13 protein-coding genes are annotated in these 21,266 nt (G+C 43.5%); 9 read left to right on the top strand and 4 right to left on the bottom strand.

Annotated features, from left to right (window positions below; genetic code table 11):
• Positions 1-240: 240 nt before the first annotated feature.
• The gene (locus PSF16_RS02475) at positions 241-3,228 is read left to right on the top strand and encodes an autotransporter domain-containing protein (RefSeq protein WP_272688721.1); all 2,988 of its coding nucleotides are present in this window, start codon (positions 241-243) and stop codon (positions 3,226-3,228) included.
• A gap of 134 nt (positions 3,229-3,362) precedes the next feature.
• On the opposite strand, the gene asd is transcribed toward PSF16_RS02475, so the two are convergent.
• Positions 3,363-4,469: an aspartate-semialdehyde dehydrogenase gene (gene asd, locus PSF16_RS02470; protein ID WP_006660620.1), complete on the bottom strand. Its 1,107-nt coding sequence runs from the start codon at positions 4,467-4,469 to the stop codon at positions 3,363-3,365.
• A 320-nt stretch (positions 4,470-4,789) separates the two neighbouring features.
• On the opposite strand from asd, the gene PSF16_RS02465 reads away from it, so the two are divergent.
• Both PSF16_RS02465 and yidZ read left to right on the top strand, forming a co-directional pair.
• Positions 4,790-5,974 carry an MdtL family multidrug efflux MFS transporter gene (locus tag PSF16_RS02465; protein ID WP_006663251.1) on the top strand — a complete coding sequence of 395 codons (1,185 nt, stop codon included), beginning with the start codon at positions 4,790-4,792 and terminating at the stop codon, positions 5,972-5,974.
• Positions 5,967-6,932 (top strand): HTH-type transcriptional regulator YidZ, encoded by a 966-nt coding sequence (yidZ, locus tag PSF16_RS02460; RefSeq protein WP_036962498.1) that lies wholly within the window; start codon positions 5,967-5,969, stop codon positions 6,930-6,932. The genes PSF16_RS02465 and yidZ overlap by 8 nt, the downstream gene beginning before the upstream one ends.
• Positions 6,933-7,005: 73 nt before the next feature.
• Here yidZ and ykgO read toward each other — a convergent pair whose 3' ends face one another.
• A complete protein-coding gene (gene ykgO / locus PSF16_RS02455) occupies positions 7,006-7,131 on the bottom strand; it encodes a type B 50S ribosomal protein L36 (protein WP_006660624.1) in 126 nt (41 codons plus the stop codon).
• A gap of 177 nt (positions 7,132-7,308) precedes the next feature.
• Here ykgO and nagK point away from each other — a divergent pair, with 177 nt between their 5' ends.
• The 5 genes from nagK (at position 7,309) to PSF16_RS02430 (ending at position 17,154) form a co-directional block, all read left to right on the top strand.
• Positions 7,309-8,220 carry an N-acetylglucosamine kinase gene (nagK, locus tag PSF16_RS02450; protein WP_154631791.1) on the top strand — a complete coding sequence of 304 codons (912 nt, stop codon included), beginning with the start codon at positions 7,309-7,311 and terminating at the stop codon, positions 8,218-8,220.
• Between the two features lie 374 nt (positions 8,221-8,594).
• Positions 8,595-9,233 carry an OB-fold-containig protein gene (locus tag PSF16_RS02445; RefSeq protein WP_036966964.1) on the top strand — a complete coding sequence of 213 codons (639 nt, stop codon included), beginning with the start codon at positions 8,595-8,597 and terminating at the stop codon, positions 9,231-9,233.
• Positions 9,234-9,303: 70 nt separating this feature from the next.
• The gene (locus PSF16_RS02440; protein ID WP_036966961.1) at positions 9,304-11,505 is read left to right on the top strand and encodes a flotillin family protein; all 2,202 of its coding nucleotides are present in this window, start codon (positions 9,304-9,306) and stop codon (positions 11,503-11,505) included.
• A gap of 121 nt (positions 11,506-11,626) precedes the next feature.
• The gene (locus tag PSF16_RS02435) at positions 11,627-16,564 is read left to right on the top strand and encodes a DNA repair ATPase (RefSeq protein WP_272688720.1); all 4,938 of its coding nucleotides are present in this window, start codon (positions 11,627-11,629) and stop codon (positions 16,562-16,564) included.
• The gene (locus PSF16_RS02430; RefSeq protein ID WP_006663257.1) at positions 16,564-17,154 is read left to right on the top strand and encodes a rhomboid family intramembrane serine protease; all 591 of its coding nucleotides are present in this window, start codon (positions 16,564-16,566) and stop codon (positions 17,152-17,154) included. The genes PSF16_RS02435 and PSF16_RS02430 overlap by 1 nt, the downstream gene beginning before the upstream one ends.
• Here PSF16_RS02430 and PSF16_RS02425 read toward each other — a convergent pair.
• Entirely contained in the window at positions 17,126-17,800 is a 675-nt protein-coding gene (locus tag PSF16_RS02425) for a helix-turn-helix transcriptional regulator (protein WP_006660630.1), read from the bottom strand. The genes PSF16_RS02430 and PSF16_RS02425 overlap by 29 nt on opposite strands.
• Positions 17,801-17,874: 74 nt before the next feature.
• Between PSF16_RS02425 and PSF16_RS02420 the strand changes: the two genes are divergently transcribed.
• Positions 17,875-19,305 (top strand): MFS transporter, encoded by a 1,431-nt coding sequence (locus PSF16_RS02420; protein WP_006663258.1) that lies wholly within the window; start codon positions 17,875-17,877, stop codon positions 19,303-19,305.
• A 49-nt stretch (positions 19,306-19,354) separates the two neighbouring features.
• Here PSF16_RS02420 and PSF16_RS02415 read toward each other — a convergent pair whose 3' ends face one another.
• Positions 19,355-21,151 carry an IucA/IucC family protein gene (locus tag PSF16_RS02415; protein ID WP_154632928.1) on the bottom strand — a complete coding sequence of 599 codons (1,797 nt, stop codon included), beginning with the start codon at positions 21,149-21,151 and terminating at the stop codon, positions 19,355-19,357.
• Between the last annotated feature and the right edge of the window lie 115 nt (positions 21,152-21,266).

Raw genomic sequence — 21,266 nt, 5'->3', positions numbered from 1 at the left:
CTCATTCATTTGATAACCCTATATTTCGGTATAGGGTTATTTTTTTATCTAATTTTAATCTTAAATATTTATTATTAATTTTATTTTAAAGTTAACTAATTTCACACTTTATTTAATTAACTAAATAGAATAATGAAATAAAATAAAGTTTGTCTTATTTACTTCCATTTTATGGAAAATAAAAATCACCCTATTAAGATGAAATAGATTTTTCCTTCTTCAAAAATCTATAGGTCTATAATGAACAAAATAATACCCTCGGTATCTTTAAGTCTGTTTTTGCTATTTAACATTCATCCAATTTTTGCTCAATCTGATTATTTAGAGGCACAAAAAACCATTCTTGATCAACGAAATCAACTCTTTAATGAACTCAAAACCCATGTTATTCCTCCCTATCCCGAGCCACATTCACAAGCCGCACTATGGGATAAAGAAGCCAGTCAACACGTTACACTGTTAACTAAAAAACGTAAAAAGAGCGCTGAAAAAGATCAACAAAGCACACCAGAATATATCTTTAATATTTACAGGGAATATTTATTTAATCAAAAAGGTTTTAATTATAATGATTTTAAAAAAATCGAGGCTTATAACCGTCTAGATAATTTATTTCAATTAGCCAGCTTTGCCTATGACCCTATTAAAAATAAAAATCGCTCAATGGATTTTATTCTAAAAGATCATTACTTACGAGGTCGCCCCAATCAAGTTCTCAATGAGAAAGGGGAATACATTCCAAACTATACCAATATCACAGGCTCCTCTTACCCCAGTGGACATACTTGGAGCGGATTTAAGCAAGCAGCAATATTTGCCACTCTTTACCCAGAAAAAGGCGCACAATTTTTTGATAGAGCCATGGGATATGGAGAGAGCCGTGTGATTGTTGGCGCACACTTCCCAACCGATACTATTGCCTCACGCGCCGCCCAATACTATCTTCTCGCTCATTTACTAAAAAATAACAAAACTGCCAATACATTTATTGGGTTAGCAAAAGACGTACGCCAAGAAATAAACTCTCAATGTGCTGCGAATACCGCCAAATGCAAACCACCTATCGGCCTGCTTCCCTCATTTGATGAAAATACCGGCTATTACAATAAGCAAAGTGAGCATCCTTCTCCCGCCGTTACAGCGGACCAAATACCCGCGAGTGCAGCTTATTTACTGCGTTCCCGTTTTGCTTATCTCAATAAAGAACAATGGCAGGAAATTATTGCCGGAACCGCCTACCCACGCCATTCTTTAGCTGGCTGGAGTGTTAAACCGAATCAGCCTGATAGCTACTGGGGGCTGATTAACTTATCCAAAGCTTACAAAGGGCCTACGCATTTCGCTGAAGATTGGGTCGTCAATCAACGGGTAACTCAAGACGACGTTGCAAACGTTGGCATTACCGATATTTGGAGCAATAACATCGATGGCAAAGGGCGATTAATCAAACAAGGGGAAGGCTCATTAACCTTAGCTGGAATTAACCGTTTTGCAGGGCTTGAAATACAGCAAGGTCGTGTGGTTTTAACGCAAGAAAACCACTTAACAGGCCCCGTCAATGTCAATGGTGGAAAGCTTGAGGTCAAACACATCCTACATGCGCCAGTCAACGTCACCAATGGCACATTAGCGCTCAGTCACAGCATCAAAAATACGGTGACATTAAACCAAGGAGCCCGATTTATTGCTTCTGGTTCAGTTGATGACTTAGTGATTAACGGTGGTGCTATCTTAACCCCTGGAGATAATACGAGAGACCCGACAAGGCATCTCACGGTGAATAACACCGCCATCTTCCAGCCCGGCAGTGAATTCTATGTGAGTATTCAAAAAGATGTAATACAGGAATTTGACGCCCTACGTGCTGGCGGTACAGTGACCATCAACGGGGGCAAGGTCAACGTGTTCTTCGCTGAAGAATCAGAACCATTCAATGAACGGATACCTAGTCAAGATGAAATTCAGGGTCGATTCCGCACTCAATATGAAATTATTCGCGCCCCCAATATTCAAGGGAAATTTGACGGCATCGAACCTAACTATCTATTTATTGGTACCACATTAAATTATGGCGCAGATCCTCGTTCACCCACGATGCAACGTGTCACACTCAACGTCGGTCGTAGTGGCCTGACTTTTGATGCCTTTGCAAAGACGCCAAACCAAACCGCCATTGCTCACGCCCTTGAAGATCTCCCATTGAATAACACCCTGTATAAACGTTTAATCCTCAGCCAAACCACCGCAGGGGTTAACGATCTTCTTCGAACCTTATCCCCACAAATTCATATCGATACCCTTGCTAGCCAGTTAAATAACCATCGCCAATATCACGGTACGCTGCTGCAACAAACACGCGCATCAGAAAATATCGTCAAAGAGCGTGGCGATAACCGCGGTAACGTCTGGGTAAACGTACCTTATCATTGGGATAGAACCCAAAGCGACGGCAACGCATCCGGCTTTACCAATAGCAATTATGGGGTGTTCTTAGGGGCAGATAAGCATTTCTTTAATGATGATTTTATCTTTGGCATGAGCTCCGGTTTTACAAAAAATTCCGTCTCTGGAGGAGTCGGTCATAGCCATAGCAACAACTATTATTTAGCGGCTTATGGCTCTCTGCAATTGGCGCCAATCACCTTACGTGCAGGGCTTGGGCACACATGGCACACCATCAAAACTGATAGAACAGTCACCTCGTCCATTTATTCCGATCACAATACCGCCGACTATAAAGGCAAGACCAACCACCTGTTTATGGAAGCCGCTTACCCGTGGAAATCGGCATTTATCAACGCCGAGCCGTTTGTGAACTTCGCCTTTACCAATGCGGAAAGTCATGGATTTAGAGAAAAAGGGAAAAAAGCCTCGCTCGTTACAGGTCGCCAATCCCTTGATGCCACCACTACAACGCTGGGATTACGTTTAGATAACCAGTGGAAAGTGGGTAAATCATCCTCAATCGATGTACACGGGGAACTCGGCTGGCTGCATCAATATGACAAGCAGGAACGCGAAATGGCATTTCGATTTGCCCAGCGCGACCTACTTGCACCACCGCTTAACTATCATGGTGTGAATGCACCGCAAGATGGAGTAGCACTCAAGCTAGGATCGAATATTCAGATTACTGACAATACCAAGCTATCCGTGGATTACAGCCAATTTACGGCCAAGGGATATTTAGAAAATAATCTTGATGCCAAATTGTTAGTATCGTTTTAATTCGTTAGTCTCGTTGTAATTCATCAATACGATAATTATCAACACAGTAAGCATCAATACAATAAAGCAAAATGGCACCAGAGCGTTTAATCACTCCGGTGCCATTCCTATTTAGGTTCGTTAAGAAAAGCGAACTACAGCAGAATTCTCAACATGCGGCGCAGAGGCTCCGCAGCACCCCATAGCAACTGGTCACCCACAGTAAATGCGGACAGATACTCAGGTCCCATATTCAATTTACGCAGGCGACCAACCGGTGTACTCAATGTACCTGTTACCGCGGCTGGAGTCAGTTCACGCATGGTAATTTCACGGTCATTTGGCACCACTTTCACCCACTCATTATGGGAAGCCAGCAGCTGCTCCACTTCGTTCAGTGGTACATCTTTTTTCAGTTTCAATGTGAATGCTTGGCTGTGGCAACGCAGTGCGCCCACACGAACACACAGACCATCAACAGGAATAATATTGCTACCCGTTGCCAAAATTTTGTTGGTTTCCGCCTGACCTTTCCACTCTTCGCGGCTTTGACCATTGTCTAAGGCTTTATCAATCCACGGGATTAAGCTGCCTGCAAGCGGTACACCAAAAGCATCCGTTGGCATTGAACCGCTACGTGTAAAGTCAGTGACTTTTTTCTCAATCTCTAAGATAGCTGATGCAGGATTTTGCAGCTCTTTCGCCACTTGCGCGTGTAAAGAACCCATTTGCGACAGAAGTTCACGCATATTACGCGCACCCGCACCAGAAGCGGCTTGGTAAGTTGCGACAGAGGCCCACTCAACCAAATCATTAGCAAATAAGCCCCCCAGCGACATTAGCATTAAGCTCACCGTACAGTTACCGCCGACGAAGGTCTTAATGCCTTTATTTAAGCCGTCTTGGATATGTTTGTGGTTCACTGGATCTAAAATAATAATCGCATCGTCTTTCATACGCAGTGCGGATGCAGCATCAATCCAGTAGCCTTTCCAGCCCGCTTCACGTAATTTTGGATACACTTCATTGGTATAATCGCCGCCTTGGCAGCTAATAATAATATCCAGTGCACTCAACGCATCGATATCAAATGCATCTTGCAGCGTACTGCGATGACCACCAAAAACGGGTGCTTCAGCCCCATGTTGGGAGGTGGTAAAAAATACCGGGTGAATGACGTTAAAGTCCCCTTCCTCTACCATTCTTTGCATCAATACAGAGCCGACCATTCCGCGCCAGCCAATAAATCCTACATTTTTCATTCTCTTCACCCTGTCTGTTTACATACTTCACCCAAAAAATTTCAACCATCGACTTACCGACAAATCGAAACTGGAAATGACTTGGGAGATTAAATGGAGAATCATCAATCGATTGTATTAAACGTGACAAAATATGCATCAGTGTGCAAGTGAATTTCATCACTAATAGCAAGAAGATTAGTAATAACGCTAATAATTAGTAAGAAGTTATTGATTAAAAATTTCCATTTTGGAAAATACTATTTTCCAATTAATCCATACATTCCATCATCCAACCCAATTAAAATTAGCGGGTTAACCCTCACAACGTAGCGTATCTCATGACCAAATATGTCCTTTTTAGTTTCTGGATCGTCCTTATTTATCCTTTGGGTGTCGACCTTCATTTAACCGGCATTCCCTATATTGCCGCAGATTTACATGCCAATGAAAGCCAACTCCATGTGGCATTCTCCATCTATTTAGCGGGTATGGCATCCACCATGCTAATTGCGGGATGGTGTGCCGACCATATCGGTCGCAAACCCGTCGTGCTAGCTGGAACGACTATTTTCGCGATTGCATCCATTATTGCGGGAAATGCGACTTCCATTGATACCTTTCTCATCACTCGGTTCTTCCAAGGTATTGGTGCAGGTTTCTGTTATGTCGTGACATTCGCTATTTTACGCGATGTATTACCCCCCCAACGCCGTACCAAAGTGCTCGCCGCAATGAATGGCGTGACCTGCATTGCACCTGTGCTGGCTCCCGTCATTGGATTTGCGATTTTGCTCATTTACCACTGGTCAGTGATGTTCTATTTTATGGCAGGCTATGCGGTTATCAGCATGCTATTTTGCCTAATCTCGATTAAAGAAACGAAGCCCTCTTCTGCATCATCAACGAAACAATCAAATGCCCAACCGGCGATAGAAGAAAAGCTATTTAACACTTTCTTTGTTACCCGTTTGATTATCTCTTGCTTTGGTATGGGCGTAATCCTGACTTACGTTAACGTTGCGCCGATTATCTTGATGGAAAATCTGGGTTTCACGACGGGTCAATACTCCACTGCCATGACGTTGCTGGCGATGGTCAGTATGGGAACATCGTTCTTAATGCCGAAACTCATTTCAAAATTTAATAGCCGCTCGCTGCTCAATACGGCGTTAAGTTTATTTTTGATTAATGGCGTACTACTTTCAGTCTATCTGCTCGCACTTCCCCATTTAGCTCTGTTGTACATCGTATTTGCCTTCTGTGGCATAGGTTTCTCCATGCAGTTTGGCATTATTATGAGTCAAGCCTTATCTCTATTTGCGAAAAAAGCGGGTATTGCCAGCTCCGTTTTAGCTATCTCACAATTAAGCTGCGCCTCAGCCTACATTTGGATGATGGGTGTGATGGGTGTCCCTTCAGTGAGTATGCTGTTAATTATCTTGATTGCAGCAGGAATGATTGGCATGGTGTTACTCAGAATACCGACTACGCAGGTCAACCAACAGGTCGCTACATGTGAATAAGCAATTGCATCGATTAGACTTAAATTTACTGGTTATTTTGCAATATTTAGTGGAAGAGCGCAGTGTAAGCCTTGCCGCCAAACGGCTTGCTATTACCCCCTCCTCCGTCAGTAAGTCATTGTCTAAACTACGCCAATGGTTCGATGACCCGTTATTTATCCGCAGCCCGCAAGGGCTGGTTCCAACCCCATTGATGCATCGTATTGAAAAATCACTGCCTGAGTTTTTAAATTTATCTCACTATATTGCAGAGATCAGAGACACTGAAAAGCCACGAGGAATGACGTTTCGATTAATGATGGAAGCGCCCTTAAACCTCATCATGCTCCATGATTTATCCCTGAATATCCTCAATCAATACCCAGAATCCGAGGTCATTGTGCGAGATTGGGACTATAACTCGTTAGCAGCGCTGATCGCGGGAGATGCGGATATCGGATTAGTGGGTCGTGAAAGCTTCCATTCATCCAAAGAGTCTATTAATCATCTACCTGACATTCTGAACTTCGAAGTGTTATTCACCGATAAACCTCTGGCGTTTATCCGCAGTGACCACCCTATTTTGCAAGAAGAATGGACATTAGCGAATTACTTAAAATATCCTCATATCAGCACTGAATTTGGCAATCGCATTCCATGGGCCCTCGATGATTTACTGGAAACCATGGGGTTTCATCGACCCATTCATCTATCCTTCTCTACCTTTGAACAATCACTCTTAATGGCCTCTCGACCTGAGCACAACCTCATCACGAGCTCGCCGGGTTATTGCCAACACTATGTTAATGATTTTAATCTTGATTTAGTTTGTCGCCCTCTGCCTGTCGATGACATTTTATATCAGCAACTCGAAATCCCTTTCTTGATGCTGTGGCACAAACGTAACGCGTATAACTCAAAAACCTTATGGCTGAGAGAACAAATCAAAAACAGCATTCTTAACTTTGTAAATCCATAAAAAAACGCCATGGCAAGGAGTATGAATTGCCACGGCGAAAACAAGGAACGAAGAAACAGAGAATAACGGAATACTAGCCTTGGACTGCTTTAAAACGAGGATTAGTTTTACAAATCACATAGATACGACCACGACGACGCACAACTTGGCAATCAGGGTGGCGCTGCTTAGCGGTTTTTAATGAGCTGAGGACTTTCACGGTAACTCCTAATAAAACAAATGTAATGTTATAATATAACAATAATGGAATTAAAATCATCCCGCAATCATTTTTTGGGAAACTTTTGTATAATTAAGCCATTACTGACTCTCTATCATTATTTATCAAATAGATACATTTCTATTTAATGAAATAGACCAATTTGAGGAAGATGAAATGTATTACGGCTTTGACATGGGCGGCACCAAAATTGAGTTGGCAGTATTTGACCAAGCACTCAATCAAGTATGGCAAAAACGCGTTCCTACTCCAAAAGATGATTACCACGCATTACTCAATGCGTTTCGCGATCTCACCGCTGAAGCAGATGCACAATTTAGCTGCCAAGGTAAAATTGGTATTGGTGTTCCAGGTATCGTTAATCACTCGGAAGGCGTTGTATTTACAACCAATGTGCCAAGTGCACAATATAAACCCTTCATTCACGACCTCACTAACCTCTTAAATCGCCCAGTAAAAGTTGAAAATGATGCTAACTGTTTTGCACTTTCTGAAGCCTGGGATCCTGAATTCAAACGCTACCCTAGTGTACTCGGATTAATTTTAGGTACCGGAGTCGGTGGTGGATTTGTGATAAACGGAAAAGTGCTATCCGGAAAAAACGGGATTGCAGGGGAAATTGGGCACATGAATATGAGTGTTCGTGCTGCTAAGTATCTCGGTGATACTGTTCCGGAAATCGTCTGTGGTTGCGGTCAAACCGCGTGCTTTGAAACCTACCTCTCGGGTCCTGGTTTTGAACGTATTTATGCGGCATTTACCAATGAAAAACGTTCAGCTATCGACATTATTCAGTTATATCAACAAGGCGATCTAGCTGCTAAACAACATGTTGAGCGCTATATGATGGTGCTAGCCATGTTTATAGGCCAAGTGATTACTGTCTTTGACCCTGATTTGGTCGTGATCGGTGGTGGCTTATCGCAGTTTGATGAAATTTATCGCTTATTGCCTGAAATAGTCCCGCAATATTTATATGGCATCGCCAAAATGCCTGCCATTGAAAAAGCGCGTTACGGTGCCTCCGGTGGTGCTCGCGGCGCCGCGTTCCTGAATCTCGTCGACTAACTCCCCGCTATGACATCTCTACTCCAACAATTATAAGGAGTAGAGGTGACGAACACCTCAAAATAATAAAACGCAATTGAGAATCGTTATCAGTTATGTTATTTTCAATGAAACTCAATAATAATCAATGAGTTAAACGTCTTACGCGATTCAAGGTCACTGCACAGAATTAATCATAGAAATCAGCGAGATATTGCAAAAATTTAGACTTAGACTAGTCCTATGTTGTTCGTTTGAAAAGTGCTTATGATTAACCAAATTCTGCTCATTTTTTGATAAATGTGCCATAAAAAAACACAGGTAAAGGTCACTCATACCGCCTAACAAATGTCGACAAAGGTCATCATCCACGACCTCACTAAAGAGAAAAACTAATGAGTTTGTTTTTAGAGAATTGCCTGACTTTTCCTACCATTATCTTTAGCGGTTTACTCATTATTGTCCTTTTTTACTGGTTGTGTGCTGCTTTTGGTTTGTTAGATATTGATTTATTTAATATTGATACGGAACTAGATGCAGAGGGTATCGACCTCACTGGCTTCGCAGGTTGGCTCACTAAATTAGGTTTAGCGGGAATTCCCGTTACTATTATCTTGACGTTATTTACCCTATTTGGCTGGCTCATTAGCTACTTTGCTGCGCATTTATTTCTCCGATTCATCGATATGACCCTACTTCGCTACGCCGTCGGCGTAACGCTACTGGTGATTACCGCATTTATCTCCCTGCAATTGACGGCAATCTTCCTACGACCTATTCGTAACCGATTGGTTAACCTCAACAAACCAAAAACTGTCCATCAGTTAATGGGGAAGCTGGCAACCGTACGTTCCGGCACGGTAACCGAACAAAATGGGGAAGCCGTATTAGAAGATGGTGGTGCAGGGCTCATTTTGCAGGTTAGAGCACCTAGCGCCGACAATATCAAACGCGGCGATCGCGTCGTGATTATCAGCTATGACCCACAATCCCACAGTTACCAAGTCGTAACTGAAAATGAATTCCGACAGTAAAAACAAAATATAAACCACTTTGCTAATTAATAAAGAATGACGACATCGTCAGAACCCATGGAGAAGAAATATGGATTTGGCTGAATACATGCCTTTTTTAACGGTTGTTGGGGGAGTGATAATCATCATTCTTGGGTTTTTTGGCTTATTTAAAGCGTTCTATATCAAAGTCCCTCAAGGCACCGCCCTGATTGTCAACGACATGTCGTCACAACCTAAAGTCCACTTTACAGGGGCATTAGTGTATCCCGTTATCTACAAAAAAGAGTTTATGCGCATTTCGTTGCTCACTCTGGAAGTCGACCGCCGCGGTAAAGACGGTTTAATTTGCCAAGATAACTTGCGTGCCGATATTACCGTTGCCTTCTATTTACGCGTGAATGAAACCACGGAAGACGTATTAAAAGTCGCTAAGGCTATCGGTGTTGACCGTGCATCTGACCATCAAGCCGTTAGCGCCTTATTTAGTGCTAAATTCTCAGAAGCCCTGAAAACAGTGGGCAAGCAATTTGAATTAGCTAAGTTGTTTGAAGACCGTCAAAATTTCCGCGACCGAATCGTCGATGTAATAGGCAAGGATCTGAACGGCTATGCTCTCGAAGACGTAGCAATCGACTATTTAGAGCAAACACCGAAATCTGCCCTTGACCCCAATAATATTTTCGACTCCGAAGGTATTCGTAAAATCACCGAAATTACCGCTATCCACAACATCGAAACTAACCAAAAAGAGCGAGATCAAGAGTTAGCCATTCAGAAAAAAAATGTGGAAACCCGCGAAGCTAGCTTGGCATTAGAGCGCCAACAAGCCGATGCTGAAGCTCGCCAAAAACGTGAAATCGATAATATCCGCGCTCGCGAACAAGCAGAAACCTTGCGCGTTCAAGAAGAAGAACGTCTCAAGTCCGAGCAAGCTCGTATTCAAACGCAGCAAGAAATTGAAATTCGCGAAGAAAACCGTATGCGTGAAGTCGAAGTGGCTCAGCAGAACCGCACTCGTGCTGTCGCTATTGAAGAAGAACGCGTTAACCGCGCTCGTGAACTAGAAATTGTTGCACGTGAACGCGAAGTTGAGTTGCAACGTATTGATAAAGAAAAAGCATTAGAAGAAGAGCGCAAAAATATCTCTAACGTGATTCGTGAGCGTGTAGCGGTTGAAAAAACTGTGGCTCAAGAAGAAGAGCGCATCAAAGAGGTTCGTGAGATTTCTGAAGCGGAACGTATGAAGCAAGTCACTGTGATTAACGCCCAAGCGGAAGCTGAGGAAGCCTTAGTCCGTCAAGTGAAAAGAGCTGAAGCCGATGAAGCGAGTGCCAAACACCGCGCAGAAGAAATCAGCACCATGGCACAAGCTGAATTGGAAGCATCCGCGAAACAAGCGGAAGCGAAAAAACGCTTAGCCGAAGGAATTGAAGCCGAGCACGCGGCATTAGGTTTAGCCGAAGCTCGTGTTCGCCAAGCCACAGCCGAAGCTGAAGAGAAAGAGGGTCTGGTTCAAGCGAATATTACCGCAGAAAAACTGTTAGCCGAAGCCCGTGGTCTGAAAGAAAAAGGCTTAACCGAAGCTCAAGTGATGGAAGCCAAAGCCCAAGCTGAACGCGAGCAAGGTCTTGCTGAAGCGAAAATTCTGGAAGAAAAATTGACCGCTCAAGCCCGCGGTGAAGAGCAACAAGCGAATGCAAAAGAGAAGCTGGGCTTGGCTGATGCCAAAGTTCTGGAAGAAAAACTGGCCGCTCAAGCGCGTGGTGAAGGTCAATTAGGTGCGGCGCAAGCCGAAGTGATTCGCCAACGCCTGAAAGCCGAAGCTGACGGTCTGACAGATAAATTCCAGTCAATGGATCACCTCAGTGATACAGCTCGCTCACATGAAGAATTCCGTATGCGTCTTGAGAAAGAGTTTGAGCAATCTATGGCATCCATTGAAGCGAATAAAGAAATTGCTCGCGAACAAGCGGATGTGCTGGCTGCGGCACTGAGCAAAACCAACATCGAAATTGTCGGTGGTGATGGTAACTTCTTCAACACGTTCTCCAAAGCACTGAGTTTAGGAAAAGCCGTTGATGGCTTTATGGATAAAAGCAGCTTTGCCAAGGAAAATCTTGAAAAGCTGGTAAACCGCGCCACAGAAGAGAAGAAAATTGATATTGCATCCTTACTGCAAAACCCTGAAGTGAAAGACTTAATCAATGGGTTTATGGCAGCAAAAGGCGCAACGCAAACAGCAAAAAATGTCGTCAGCAAGCCCGTTTCTTACGATGATAATCAACGCTAATCCATCAATATTTTCGCTTTTCAGGTAAGTTTTATACCTCAATATCGTCAAGTTACAGTTTATCTGTGACTTGACGTTTTATGAGCGTATCTCTTTTTAAGACCAAGGAAATTCGTTAAACATGTCAGAAACCCAAGATGTGAATCGCGAACAGGAAATTCTCGACAATGCCGTAGCAGAAGGTGGCGCGTATGAAATACTGCGCAGGCGCCTGACAGAACAAGGGCAGCAACTTCATCAAAAAGCGGCGCAACTGAATGACAGCCGACTGACTGAATTTGGTCAAAGCCAGATGGACATCATCGGGCGTATCCGCATTCGTACTGAAAATAATTGCCAAGCCAGAGACATTGTTCGAGTCGGCGATTGGCTACTATTTGGCTATAACGTTTTTCTTGGTTTAAAAAAAGAAACGCACATTGAAGATGTTTTTTCACTCTACCAGCTCACTGAAAATGAAGGTGATTTTGATGTAGATGCTGTTCCTTATGAAGGCACCTTCCTCAGTGACACCCGCTTTGTTCAGGATTTTACTGAGCTCTACACCTATTACAAAAACACGCAGTTACTTCAATTAGTCGAACGCGATGGCAAGCTGTTAGCGAGCTTTCAAATTGGTGATCGGTTAACGGATGTGCGGGTTTTCCGCTGGTCAATTTCCAGCGACAAATCGCGTATTGAATACATCGATAATCGCGGTGAACGAGACATTGCCTTACCGCCAACCAACGATTTCGAATGGGTGCGTACCACACGAGAAAACACCGTAAATGGGCGCTATCCTCATATCAATATTCTCGATACCGTCTTTGTAGAAACGATTGGCGGTGACCTGACCATCAAATGTGAAAACAACACGGAAGATGGGCTAGGCATATATCGCGAAGCGGTACTAGATAAAAACCAATCCCTTGATGACGCCCAAATTGAATACGCACAGACTGGCAGCCTGATTTTACTCAAAATCCTGCCATATCGTGAAGAAAGCTGGCGTTATTTGGTTTACAACATCCTGAACCAAACCGTTCAGCGTATCGACGCGATTGGACAAGCCTGTGTACAGCTTCCTGAAGATCATGGCATTATTTTCCCAGGAGGCTACTACCTGCAAAATGGGGAGTATAAAACCTTTGAGCAGCCAATGGATGGGATGCGCTTTCGTCGCTTACGTCGTTCGCCCAATGGGGAAGATGTACTATATGTATTTTACTCCCCCAACCAAGGTCGTATCGCCCTTTTCAACTACAATCTGATTGAACGTAAACTTGCAGTCCCATTAATCGGGCATGGTTATGCCATGCTAGAAGATGGCAAGATGGTCTTGTTCGAAGGGGAAAGTGATGAAGCCACCCGCGTTCACCCCATGCAAGTATGGCAAACGCCTTTTTATTCAGACGAGTTTGCAGACAAACAACCCGCTCGCGGTGGTTTTCTTGGGCGTATTGGCAACGCAGATTTAGTCCGTAGAATTTCCGAAATTCTCCATATCGCCAAAGAAATTGACGGTAACCACGTGTCAGTTTCCCGCTACGAACAACTTAGCCAACAACCCAAAAACTTGCTGGATATTTTCTACTGGTTTAATGACGAGCAGTGCTTAGGCATTGGCAAGTTATTAAAAGAAATAACCCAAACCAGTGAGCTGGTTCTCGACGAGTATGAAAAAGTCGAAAGTATCCGCCAGCAATCCGCAAAATCCATGAATGAGGCAATCACTCGCCAAAAATCCTTACTTTCCCTCACCTTACCGGAAGAATGGACGAATATTCAACAATTTGTGGATGGATTAAATGCCTTAAATACCCAACAAGGACACCTGATTTCCCTACGGGAATTCCGCTATATGGATCTCACGACCCTCAGTGAGATGGAAACAGAAATTACTGACGCTCAGCAGCGTGTTTCTCAAGCTACCGCACAGTTTCTTGCCAGTGATAAAGCTCTACAACCGTTAAAAACTCAGCTGGCTACCTTTGAAGAGCAAATAGACAAGGCACAGACGAGTGCTCAGTTAGACACGCCAATGAATGACATGGAAAAAATGTCAGCGGATTTGGATATGCTCTCTAACTTAATGGCATCGCTGAGTTTCGATGATGTGACGCTACAAACACACATCATTGACGCCATTTCACAGATTTATGCGCAATTAAACCAATCTCGCGCTCGTCTACAACAAAAACGCAAATCCCAAACTAGCGTTGAAAGTGTGGCTCAATTTGGGGCTCAATTTCGTTTGTTTAGCCAAGGGATCACTAACGCACTCTCCCTTGCGACCGACCCTGAACGTTGTGATGATCAGCTATCTCGATTACTGGTTCAATTAGAAGAGCTAGAAAGTCAGTTTAGCCATCATGATGAATTTCTTGATGATATTTTAGCGAAACGCGAAGAGCTGCTGGAAACGTTTGAGTCTCATAAACAAACGCTCATTGATGACCGCCAACGTCGTTCACAGAATTTACTCACTGCCGCAGACCGATTATTAGAAAGCCTTCAACGCCGCACTGTACGCTTGCAAAACCAAGATGAACTGAATGCGTTTTTTGCCACCGACCCACTGGCACAGAAAACCCGTGAAATCATCGAAAAACTTCGGGAAATCAACGATAACGTTAAAGCCGATGATATCGATGCAAGGCTCAAAGCTTCCCGAGATCAAGCTATTCGTATTCTGCGAGATAAAACCGACATCTTTGAAGATGGCGGTAACATCATTAAGCTGGGTCGCCACCGTTTCAGTGTTAATACACAAGAGCTTGACCTCACTATTTTACCGAAAGATAACCAATTGTGGGTCTATCTCACGGGCACCGATTTCCAAGAGCCGATTGATAACGCTGAACTCGCGACCTTACAACCTTACTGGACAGCAAACCTTGAGTCTGAATCCGACACCGTTTATCGCGCAGAATACCTCGCTTATTCCATCATCTATGCGGCCGCAAAACGCCAAGATGGTTTAGATTATGACACCCTAAAGAGTGCCCTTTCTGTCCCCGAGAAAATGGATAAATTGGTTCGTGATTTCGCCGCCCCGCGCTATAAAGAAGGCTACGAAAAAGGGATCCATGACCACGATGCCATTGCTATCTTGAAAAAGCTGATCCCTATCGGTGAAAGTGCTGATTTACTGCGTTTCAATCCAACCGCTCGCGCTATTGCCGCCATTTTTTGGCAGCATATCCAAAATCAGGAATACCCTGCTCAGTGGCCTGAGCGAGCAAGAACCGCGATGAACATTCGTCAATTATTCAATAACGATGACGCACTTCTCGACCTTCAAGCAGAGATCGAAGCAGATATCAGCTTATTCTTGCAAGATAACCCCATTGATTGCCAACTTCACCAGCAAGCTCAAGCCGCAGAATATCTGAGCTTTGCCTTAGCCAGAACGCCAATTGAGCTGATATACAGCAAGTATGCGCGAGACTTAGTGAGTGCACTGCAAACACGTTTAGAAGACGCGCATATGTGGTTGGATTTTAACCGTTCACAACAAAACCTTGGTACACGTTATGCCCCACGCTGGGCATTACTGCAAAATTGGCTGCAAGGGTTATGTTCTATCGAGGAGTTTGCCCACCTACGCCCTTATATTCCAGGTGCGATTGCGATTATTATCTTAGATAAAATGGCATCCGCACGTTATAGCGAAGCCGATTTATACTTTAAAGTCAGTGGGCTACTAGGCGATCACCCCACTATCCATAACCAAACTCTCTCGCTAAGTTTGGATGACTATTTCAGCCGAATGCGCGAACAGCGTAAGCAATTCATTCCTGCATTTCGTCAATACCAAGCTTTGCGCCAACGTATTGTCAGTGAAGAACGCAGCCGCCTAAAACTCCATGAGTTCAAAGCGAAACCACTCAGCTCATTTGTGCGTAATAAACTTATCAATGATGTGTATCTGCCGATCATTGGCGACAACATGGCTAAGCAGATTGGCGCCCTTGGCGAAAATAAACGTACCGATTTAATGGGGCTATTGCTGATGATCTCCCCGCCGGGCTACGGTAAAACGACCTTAATGGAGTACGCGGCTGACCGCCTTGGCCTGATCTTTATGAAAATTAATGGTCCCGCCCTTGGACACGATGTGCTGTCTCTCGACCCAGAGCAAGCCCCCAATGCCACCGCTCGACAAGAGTTAGAAAAGCTCAATCTTGCCCTCGAAATGGGTAATAACGTGATGCTGTATGTGGATGACATTCAGCACACTCACCCTGAATTCTTACAGAAATTTATCTCCCTGTGTGATGGAACCCGCCGCATTGAAGGGGTATGGAAAGATAAAACCAAAACCTACGATATGCGTGGGAAAAAATTCTGCGTCGTGATGGCTGGTAACCCATATACCGAATCTGGCGAAGTATTCAGAATCCCAGATATGCTGGCTAACCGTGCAGATATTTATAACCTCGGCGAGGTATTAGGCGGCATGGATGATGCTTTTGCACTGAGCTATATTGAAAACAGCCTGACATCCAATCCTGTATTAGCACCACTGGCGCTGCGTGATTTAAACGACCTATACTTATTGGTGGATAAAGCCATGGGTAAATCCGTTTCTACCAATGCGCTCAGCTACCCCTACTCCGATGCCGAAATTAATGAAATAACCGCCGTTATTTCCCGCTTGCTAAGCTTGCGTGATGTCGTGCTGAAAGTGAATCAACAATACATTGCTAGCGCTGCACAGTCTGATAAATATCGAACTGAACCCGCATTCCGCCTACAAGGTAGTTACCGGAATATGAATAAACTCAGTGAAAAAGTTTCGTCGGTCATGAATGATGATGAACTGGAAAGATTGTTGGATGACCATTATCTCGGTGAAGCACAGTTACTGACGACGGGTGCGGAAGAAAACTTACTCAAACTGGCAGAGTTACGCGGTAGACTCAGCAAAGAAAACTCCGCTCGCTGGCAAAAAATCAAGAAAGATTTCTTGCGAAACAAAGCATTAGGCGGTGATAATGCCGATGTGGGCGATCGCGTAGTAACCCAACTCGCTCAATTGGTTGAAAGTGTACAATCTCTTGGACATCGATAATGAAAACTTGGTTAAGCCCGCGCATTAAACTGCTTATTACTCTTGCGGGTTTACTGATAGCGATTCAAATCGTCAATAGCTTAAGTGGCTATTCACTTGTCAGTTTCGGCATCCAGCCGAGGACAACCCATGGGCTGGTGGGGATTATTTTTGCCCCACTGATCCATGGCGATTGGGCTCATCTTCTCAGTAATTTGCCCCCATTACTGATTTTAAGTGCTTTACTCCTACACGATTCCATCCGGAAATACGCTTATGCCAGCGCCTTCATCATTGTGATTGGCGGTGCCATCGTTTGGCTTATCGGCAGAAATGCACTGCACATTGGCGCTAGTGGCTGGATTTTTGGGCTATGGGGTTTGTTAATTGCCCAAGGCTTTTTTCGCCGAAAATGGCTAGACATCGTCATCGCCCTGTTGGTGCTGTTCTATTTCGGTGCAATGGCAAGCGGACTATTGCCCGTTCATCAAAAAATTTCCACGGAATCCCATATTGCAGGTGCGATTGCAGGGATTGCCTATGCGTGGATAGCCAATAAAAAATCGAAAATAGCGCAATCTGCTAATTCTCCGAAGGGCGCGCCAAAGTAACTCGATATACACAACGCCCCGCGCCATCTAGTAGATATTGTTCCCGCTCAACATGGACGCTTTCCCCTAATACTTCACGGAATAATGCAAGCTCGGAGCGGCAAAAATTTTGACACGCGGTCGCCGCTGCGCAGATAGGGCAATGGTTTTCAATAAACAGCCAGCCATCCTCATCATGCTCAACTTTTGCCATATAACCTTCTTCGCTACGCACCTCAGCTAATGCCGTTAAGCATTTCTCTAATGGTAACCCTTGGCAACGTGCTAAATATTTACTGCGACTCTCCGCTTCTCGCTGCTCAATCAGTTTTTCTAGCCCTGACTCACCAAAAATAGTTTTTACTGAATCTATTAACTGCAAGGCGAGCTGAGCATGAGTATCAGGAAAACGCTGATGCCCCAATTCTGTTAATACCCAATTTTGTCGAGGACGACCCGCACCTGACTGAGCCGTACATTGAACTCCCTCTACTAGCCCTAATGACGTCAACTTTTGGACATGCTGGCGAGCCGCTTCCCCCGTTAAATTCAGATCATCTGCAATGACGGAGGTGGAAATAGGTCCTTTCGTTTTAATGCAAAACAGCACCTTATCCACCGCCTGAGTCAGATTTAGATTATCAAAGTAATTACTTGCTTTATTCATGGTGTGATTTTATTATCCAAGTTAATACTTGGATAATACCTCTTTATTCACTCTTTCGTCCAGCAGGTCTGTGTATGAGCAATAAAACTGTCACTCAACTCAATGAAACAGGCACCGAACAACAAGGAAAATGGGCCGATTTACTCAGCGGTACCAATGCATTATTAACCATTGCTCTCACAGGTGGCGTTGCATTACATGCCATTAATATTTATATCGTCACCACTATCCTACCAAGCGTCGTCAACGATATTGGTGGTCTTGAATACTATGCATGGAACACCACGTTATTTGTGGCGACTTCCATTATTGGCTCAGCCTTATCCAGTAAAGTTCTGGACAGTTTGGGACCTAAATGGGCTTATCTCTTTGCCCTAGCGCTATTTTCCTTCGGTTCTATTTGGTGTGCATTATCACCTTCAATGCTGACGTTATTAGGGGGGCGCGCCTTGCAAGGACTGGGCGGTGGAATGTTGTTCGCACTTAGCTATGCGCTGATCCGGATTGTCTTTACGCCAAACTTGTGGTCTCGTGCCATGGGGGTCATTTCCGGTATGTGGGGGATCGCGACACTTTGTGGTCCCGCCATTGGCGGAATTTTCGCGCAGGGCGGTCATTGGCGCTGGGCTTTTTGGGCTTTACTGCCCGTCGCTGTTTTACTGGCAATCATTGTTATCAATCAACTACCTAGAAAAAAAAATCAACAACCACAGTCAAATAAAATTCCAGTTTTAGCTATTTCACTCTTGGTTATTTCCGTGCTTGCCATCTCAATCGGTAGCTTATCAGAAAGCTTACTCAGCAATCTTGTTGGCTTACTCATCGGTATTGCCTTGCTTATCACCATTGCGTTCATTGATGGAAAAAATGGAAAGCGTTTACTCCCCACTGGTGCTTACTCCCTGAAAACTCAACTTGGGATGATCTTCCTGACGATGTGCCTGCTAGTGGGAGGAATGACCACAGAAATTTATGTGCCTTATTTCTTGCAAACCATTCACCAGTTTTCGCCTTTGATGGCGGGGTATTTAACCGCAGTCATGGCGGCGGGTTGGACGGTGGGCGCATTACTGAGCGCCAATAAAACGGGCGCTATTGTCCTGCGTATTCTCAAGATGGGTCCGGTCATCATATTTCTATCATTGGTTATTTTAGCGATACTGACACCCAATTTAGCATTAGTGGACTCTATGCTGCTGTTCGCTCTCTATTTACTCGCCATGATGGGGGTTGGTTTAGGCATTGGCGTATGTTGGCCACATTTGGTACTGCGGGTATTTAAGGCTGCGCCAAAAGGAGAAGAAAACCTCGCCTCTTCCTCTGTTATCACTATTCAATTATATGCGACCGCATTATCCGCAGCATTAGTGGGTGTGGTGGTCAATAATAGCGGGTTGATTAGCCCTGGAGGGTTAGTCGGAGCTCAACAAGCCTCTGTATGGCTATTTGCTCTGTTTGCTATTAGCCCATTCTTGGCAGCAATTTTAATTCGCAAAGTTAAATAATTAAGTCGCTGAAGGATACTCAAACGTGAGTATCCTTTTCTTATATTAACTATTTTTTAAATAAAAATAATGGATTAGATATCATTCTATTAAGATGCTTATTGGTTTTGATTTCGATAAGCGACATACATTCAGGACCATGCAGTACTTTTTGTTGATTCAAGCATGTTTGTTTAAATGCTGGTTCAAACAGATTTAACCGCACATACTTCTCGTGTAATTCAGGGTGCTCTTCCTGATATTCATGAATATTATCCGCAACCAATCGCCAGAAATCATCCTCATCTAAGCATTGGTTTTTATCTAAAATAACAGCCATATAGCGGAAGAAATAGTCGAATGATTCCGTCCAAAAGTGTTCAATTTTCTCACTGTCTAACATAGTGTAAGCGCGTTCAACTAGTGCCTCAGGTAACTCACCTTCATGGTTTAAAATACCGACCTCTTCCGCAATGTCCTTCATGAAAATGCCGGCAGGTTTGTCCTCTTCAATAATCAAAATAACGTTTTCACCATGAGGCATAAATACAACATCGTAAGCGTAGAAGAGATGCAATAGCGGCGATAAATAGCGTTTTAAATACTCACGTATCCATTCTCGCCCAGACAGACCGGATGCTTTGATTAATTCAATAAGGAAAGATGTACCGTGGTTATCAATATGGAGTAATGACGCCATGGTCATTAATCGCTGATTTTTATCGATTTTATCATATGGATTTTCTCGCCACAGTGCGGACAACATATGTTTTTGAGGTGATTCCTCAGTGATGACCCTTTCAAACAAAGTGTCACGGTATCCTATTGCGGCAACTTCTTTCAGTAGTTTGAAATTTTTATCAATCAAATAAGCATCTTGTGAAAATATGTTATCGAGACTTTCATTAACTGCCGGTGCCGTTTTCATTGCATAGGGGGAAAGCCCGCGCATAAATCCGGAATTAAAAATCGAGATGGCTAGCTTGATATAACGCTTATTTGGCTGACTGATATTGAACAGTGTTCGAATCGATTGCTGGGCCTTATAAGAATCAGAACTTATTCCTAAGTAAATAATTTTTTTACGAGCAATATCAGCTGCAAATCGAATTAAGACCTTTTCACGCCACTGCCACTGATGCACTGGCATCCAGTAGTAATCTTCGTTCAACACCTCATTCTGTTGAAGTACTTCATTGAAATGACTAATTTCCTCTTTAGAGAGCTCTGAATGGATTAAATCTTGGTAATTTAATGAGGAAATTGCACTGAACGTAGCTTTCTCTTTATAAACCGCAATCCACACAACATGTTGTTGAGCGCCACATTCTGGGGAATATTTAAGAGAATCAATGAAATCAAACCCATTGCACCCTTTATTGGCGACTAAAACGGGATGCCCTTCATCCATCGTAGATTCTATTAATTGATAATCGGCATGTATTAGTGCTTCGGCGTTAAGGCGATCCGCAGTTCGCTTATAGGCCCAACTGTTTAATGTCGAGATCATTTCATCAACATGTATGGGTAGTAGCGATTTATCTACCTCTAAAAACTCAAATAATTCAATGAACAGTTCTAAGGCATCAATAGGAACTTCTTGTTCTTGTTTATATTTTTTAATGGAATCGAGACAAATATCTAAATGCTCTAAGAGATACGGCTTCGCTTTAAAATGATATCGAACCTGTTGGCTATCAATATTAAGCACATAATTATCATCATTAACGAGTATCGGCGTGATAATTCCTTCGTGAGTAAATTCCGTCAAAATCTTCTTTGCCATGATTTTATTCGCCGCAATCCAACTGTCTTTATTCAAGTAATTATCACGGAAAATCAAGCTATCACGGTGGTTTAGTTGCATAAATCCCCTCTATTTTCATTCTCACTAAATTGAAAATGCAGAGTAAGTAAAATGCGCTAGATAAACCATTTTAAAGGGTGTTAGATATATATACTTATTAGATGATTTTAAAATT

This window comes from Providencia sp. PROV033 (assembly GCF_028484855.1).
GTDB classification, from domain to species: domain Bacteria; phylum Pseudomonadota; class Gammaproteobacteria; order Enterobacterales; family Enterobacteriaceae; genus Providencia; species Providencia alcalifaciens.
This window is presented reverse-complemented; position numbering and strand designations above follow the sequence as displayed.